The sequence below is a fragment of the Kitasatospora sp. NPDC056651 genome (genome assembly GCF_042792155.1).
In the GTDB taxonomy this organism is placed as follows: Bacteria; Actinomycetota; Actinomycetes; order Streptomycetales; family Streptomycetaceae; genus Kitasatospora.
Genome location: NZ_JBHTWX010000207.1, coordinates 1 through 5,157 on the forward strand (window position 1 = coordinate 1; position 5,157 = coordinate 5,157).

The window sequence follows — 5,157 nt, forward strand, 5'->3', positions numbered from 1 at the left end:
CCCCGCCCAAACGGCTGCCGGGCCCGGGGCGCCCGGCGGGGGGCGGGCCCCCCCCGCTTCCCGGGGGGGCGCGCGCGCGGGGGCCCTACCACCCCCTTCTCGTCGCCGGTGAGTTGCCGCTGCCACCAGGCGGTCATGGCCGGCTCGTCCATCCGCGACCAGTCCGGTGCCGCGGTCACCTGGGCCCGGCCCAGGACGCGGCCCAGCTGTACCAACTCCTGCCCGGCAGCCGTCCGTTCACGGTCGTAGGCGGCCAGCAGGGCCGCCCAGGAGCCGGCCTCGCGGCCGGCCCGCTCGAAGGCGTGCGCGTCCTGCAGCGCCTTCACCGCGCCGCTGGTGTTGTGCGGGCGCACCACGGTGGCCGCGTCCCCGCCGAGCAGCAGCCGGCCGGCCGTGCGGTGCGGGGTCGCCAGGTCGTAGACCGGCTGGAGGAAGGTCCGTTCGCGCGGGGTCAGCGTGACCAGGCCGGCCCAGTACGGCGGCAGGTGCCGGTCGGCGAGCTGCCGCAGTTCGTCCAGCTGCCCGTCGGCGAGGCTGCCCGCCGGGATGCTGGTCGGGCCGTCCAGCCGCAGCCAGGCGGGGGTGGGGGCGTAGAACACCCAGTTCACCTGGGTGCTGCCGGGCTCCAGCCCGGGGATGCGGTAGATCACCACCTGGCCGCCGGGGTAGCAGGCGGTGACGCACTGCTCCTGCGGCCAGGGCGCCGCGCCGCCGGGCAGTTCGGCCAGCAGGGCGGAGTCGTAGCTGCCGCGCCAGCACACGTACCCGGCGTACTCGGGCTCGGTCCTCGGGCAGACGGCGGCGCGGACCACCGAGCGGTAGCCGTCCGCGCCGATCACCAGGTCGTGGCCCTCGCGGCCGCCGTCGGTCTCGACCCAGGCGCCGTCCGGCTCGCCGCCGACCGCCTTCACCGTGGTGCCCAGCCGGAACTCGACCTGCTCGGGCGTCCGTTCGCGCAGGGCCTGCCAGAGGACACCCCAGTGGTGGGAGTGGAACGGGAAGGGCTGGTCCCAGAGCGGCCGGCCGCAGCCGTCCGGCCCGTCGCCCCGGGCGCCGTCGCCCCGGGTGACCCAGCGGCGGACGGTGAGGCGGTGGCGGCGGGTGTCCGCGTCGAGGTGCCCGGCCCGGACCAGTTCGTCGAAGCGGTCGTTGTGGGTGCACAGCCCCACGCCCCGGTCCTCCAGCCGGCCGGGGCTGCGTTCCAGCACCACCACGTGCCGCGCGCCGAGCCGCGCGGCGGCGCCGGCGAAGGCGCTCCCGGCGATGCTGCTGCCGACCACGGCCACCGAGCCACCCCGCACAGCCGCCCCTCTCCCGAGCTCGCGATGCCCCCGTGATGTCCGGGACACGACGATACGCGGCCCACCCGGCGCCGGTCCCGGGTTCGCCGCCAAAGGGGCTACGGCCCGGGGAGTGCCGCTCGGTGTGTCACCCGGGGGGTGCCGCTCGGGGTCGCAGGCCTTATGCAACTTGTTGCATATCGCGCCACCCGTCCCCTACTCTGCGGTAACAACGCCCCCCGTCCGCGCCCCAGGAGACGTCGATGAGCGCCCACCCCGGCAGCAGCCGCTACCCGCACCTGCTCAGCCCGCTCGACCTCGGCTTCACCACCCTGCCCAACCGCGTGATCATGGGCTCGATGCACGTCGGTCTGGAGGAGGCCCCCGGCGGCTACGAGCGGATGGCCGCCTTCTACGCCGAACGGGCCCGCGGCGGCGTCGGCCTGATCGTCACCGGCGGCATCGCCCCCAACGAGGCCGGGCGCCCCTGGGAGGGCGGCGCGATGCTGACCACCGAGGAGGAGGCCGACAAGCACCGGGTGGTCACCGACGCGGTGCACGCCGCCGGCGGGAGGATCGCCCTCCAGATCCTGCACTTCGGCCGCTACGCCTACCACCGCGACCTGGTCGCCCCCAGCGCGCTCCAGGCCCCGATCAGCCCCTTCGTGCCCAACGAGCTCACCGCCGAGCAGGTCGAGCAGACCATCGAGGACTTCGCCCGCTGCGCCGAACTCGCCCGCCGCGCCGGGTACGACGGCGTCGAGATCATGGGCTCCGAGGGCTACCTGATCAACGAGTTCATCGTCGCCGCGACCAACCACCGCCAGGACGAGTGGGGCGGCCCGTACGAGCGCCGGATGCGCTTCCCGGTGGAGATCGTCCGCCGGGTCCGTGAGCGGGTCGGCGAGGACTTCGTCATCGTCTACCGCCTCTCCATGCTCGACCTGGTGCCCGGCGGCTCCACCCTGGACGAGGTGGTGCGGCTCGCCCAGGCCGTCGAGGCCGCCGGGGCGACCATCATCAACAGCGGCATCGGCTGGCACGAGGCGCGCATCCCCACCATCGCCACCTCGGTGCCGCGCGGATCCTTCGCCTGGGTGACGAAGAAGGTGATGGGGAGGGTCGGCATCCCGCTGGTCGCCACCAACCGCATCAACACCCCCGAAATCGCCGAGCAGTTGCTCGCCGAGGGCAGCGCCGACCTGGTCTCGATGGCCCGCCCGCTGCTCGCCGACCCCGACTTCGTCGCCAAGGCGGCGGACGGCCGCGCCGAGGCCATCAACACCTGCATCGGCTGCAACCAGGCCTGCCTGGACCACACCTTCAACCTGCGGATCACCTCCTGCCTGGTCAACCCCCGGGCCTGCCACGAGACCGAGCTCGTCCTCGGTCCCACCCGCTCGCGCAAGCGGATCGGCGTCGTCGGCGCCGGCCCCGCAGGACTCGCCTTCGCCGTCGCCGCCGCCGAACGCGGCCACAACGTCACCCTGTACGACGCCGCCGAGGCGATCGGCGGGCAGCTCGACATCGCCCGGCGCATCCCCGGCAAGGAGGAGTTCGACGAGACGCTGCGCTACTTCCGCACCCGGCTGGGCGAGTTGGCCGTCACGCTGCGGCTCGGCGCGACCATCACCGCCGAGCAGCTCGCCGCGCAGGGCCACGACGAGATCGTCCTCGCCACCGGCGTCACCCCGCGAACTCCCGCCGACATCCCGGGAATCGACCACCCCAGCGTGCTCGGCTACCTCGACGTGCTGCGCGACGGCGCGCCCGTCGGCGAGCGGGTCGCGATCCTCGGCGCGGGCGGCATCGGCTTCGACGTGGCCGGGTTCCTCACCGACCAGGGCGACGCGGCGAGCCTCAACCCGCCGGTGTTCCAGGCGAAGTGGGGCATCGACCCGGAGTACCGCGAGCGCGGCGGCCTGCGCGCCCCCGAACGGCCGAAGCCCCCGCGCAGCGTCCACCTGCTCCAGCGCAAGACCGGCAAGGTCGGCGCCGGCCTCGGCAAGACCACCGGCTGGATCCACCGCACCGAACTCAAGCACCGCGGCGTGGTGATGGTCCCCGGCGCCAGCTACGACCTGATCGACGACGCCGGCCTGCACATCACCGTGGACGGCGAGCGCCGACTGCTGCCCGTCGACACCGTGGTGCTCTGCACCGGCCAGGAACCGCGCCGCGACCTGTACGAGGCGCTGCGCGAGCGCGGCCTGTCGGCGCACCTGATCGGCGGCGCCGACGTGGCCGCCGAACTGGACGCCAAGCGGGCCATCAAGCAGGGCACCGAGCTGGCCGCCGCCCTCTGAGCCCCCGCGCCCGCCGGACCGGCGTCCCGTGCCGAGAGGCGCGGGACGCCGGCCGTGAAATCCCTCGCGACGCACCCCCCGACTGTTGCTAGGATCCGCACGCCACGGAGTGGATCAAGGACGGACCAGGGGGAACGGACCGATGGACGAGCAGGTCGGATCGGCGCACGGACCGGCGGTGGACGAGCGGATCGAGCTCACGTACACGCCGACGTCGGGCGACATGCGGGAGGCCTTGGCCGCCCGGACCAGGTCGACGCGCGCGGGCCGGCGCGGCCGGGTGCTCCTGTACGTGGTCGTGGGGTGCGCCGTGCTGGCCACCGTGTCGGGGTTCGCCACGAGGGACGGGGTCGACGTCCCGGCGGTGGTCATGCTCGTCGTCGGCGTGGCCCTGCTCCGGATGATGCCCTGGCTCCAGGCGCGCCAGTTCCACCGGCTGGCCGCCGACAAGGGCGAGTTCAGGGTCACCGTGGAGGCGTCCGGTGTGACCGTCGCCAACCGCCACTCCAGCAACACCCTGACCTGGCAAGCGACCCCTCGCTACCTGGAGACCCCGCGGCTGTTCGTGCTGCTGAGCGGTGACAGGAACAACTCCTGCCTGACCGTCCTGCCCAAGCGCGGCACCGCCGACCCCGACCGGCTGCGCGCCCTGCTCGCCCGGTACGCCACCACGCCCTGACCTGCGCCGATCCCCGCCCGCGCGCCTCGCCGGGCCCCCGGTGCGACACTGGTGGCCTGTCCCTGCCCGAGCTCTCGACCGGGGGCCCCGCATGTCCTTTTCCAGGCCCGTCCACTTCTCCAGGCCCGTCCACGCCCTCACCGCCGCGGCCGCCGTCGTGGCGGTCGCCCTGGGCCCGTCGGCCCAGGCGGCACCGGCCGCGTCCGCGCCACCACTGCCCTCCGCCGACCAGCTGACGTCGGCCCTGCTGACCGCGGCCGACCTCGGCCCCGGCTACACCGCGACCCCGGTGACCCAGAGCCCCAGCACCGGCGGGAACCAGTCGCCGGTGACCGGCTGCGCCGGGCTCAGCGCCCTGATCAACATGCATGCCACCCAGACCGGTTCGCCGGTCGCGCACGCCGCGGTCGCGCTCGACGGCCCGAACGGCAACCCGATGGTCACCCAGGCCCTCGCGGCCGAGGCGCCCGACCGGCTCACCGCGGACTTCAACACGGCCACCGACGCCCTGCGGAGCTGCCGCACCGTCACCTTCAACGGCGGCAACAACGACAAGGTGACCTTCACCGTCACCCCGGTCGCCCTCGGCGACCGCAAGGAAGCCCCCGCCGTGCGCGTCACCGGCACCCTGGCCGGTGTCCAACTCAACGGCTACGTCGGCATCGAGCGCTTCGGCAACGCGGTCATGGCCTTCGGCTACTTCCAGCGCCAGGGCGCCGACCAGCAGACCGCCTCGATCCACTACCGCACCGCCGTCGCCAAGGCCGAACGCGCCCTCGGGGCCAAGGCCGGCAGCACCACGCCCCTGACCGCCACCCCGGCGGCCGGGCGGCCCGCCTGAGCCCGGCCGGGACGCTTGAGCGGTGCCCTGTCCCTCCCCATGGGGAGGGAC

4 protein-coding genes are annotated in these 5,157 nt (G+C 74.5%); 3 read left to right on the plus strand and 1 reads right to left on the minus strand.

Annotation, left to right across the window (positions count from 1 at the left end; translation table 11 throughout):
- Positions 1-1,301 (minus strand): monooxygenase (locus tag ACFRAR_RS38180; RefSeq protein ID WP_380704965.1); only part of this gene is annotated, 1,301 nt, incomplete at its 3' end.
- A 242-nt stretch (positions 1,302-1,543) separates the two neighbouring features.
- Here ACFRAR_RS38180 and ACFRAR_RS38185 point away from each other — a divergent pair.
- The 3 genes from ACFRAR_RS38185 to ACFRAR_RS38195 all read left to right on the plus strand — a co-directional run bounded on the left by ACFRAR_RS38185 (position 1,544) and on the right by ACFRAR_RS38195 (position 5,106).
- A complete protein-coding gene (locus ACFRAR_RS38185) occupies positions 1,544-3,586 on the plus strand; it encodes an FAD-dependent oxidoreductase (RefSeq protein ID WP_380704967.1) in 2,043 nt (680 codons plus the stop codon).
- Positions 3,587-3,728: 142 nt separating this feature from the next.
- Positions 3,729-4,265, plus strand: a complete 537-nt coding sequence (locus tag ACFRAR_RS38190) for a YcxB family protein (RefSeq protein ID WP_380704969.1) — start codon at positions 3,729-3,731, stop codon at positions 4,263-4,265.
- A 91-nt stretch (positions 4,266-4,356) separates the two neighbouring features.
- Complete coding sequence (locus ACFRAR_RS38195; RefSeq protein ID WP_380704971.1) at positions 4,357-5,106, plus strand: hypothetical protein; 750 nt, start codon at positions 4,357-4,359, stop codon at positions 5,104-5,106.
- Positions 5,107-5,157 lie beyond the last annotated feature (51 nt).

Coding starts and splice junctions, on each gene's coding strand:
- ACFRAR_RS38195 (WP_380704971.1), top strand. CDS start 4,357: ATGTCCTTTTCCAGGCCCGTCCACTTCTCCAGGCCCGTCCACGCCCTC.
- ACFRAR_RS38190 (WP_380704969.1), top strand. CDS start 3,729: ATGGACGAGCAGGTCGGATCGGCGCACGGACCGGCGGTGGACGAGCGG.
- ACFRAR_RS38185 (WP_380704967.1), top strand. CDS start 1,544: ATGAGCGCCCACCCCGGCAGCAGCCGCTACCCGCACCTGCTCAGCCCG.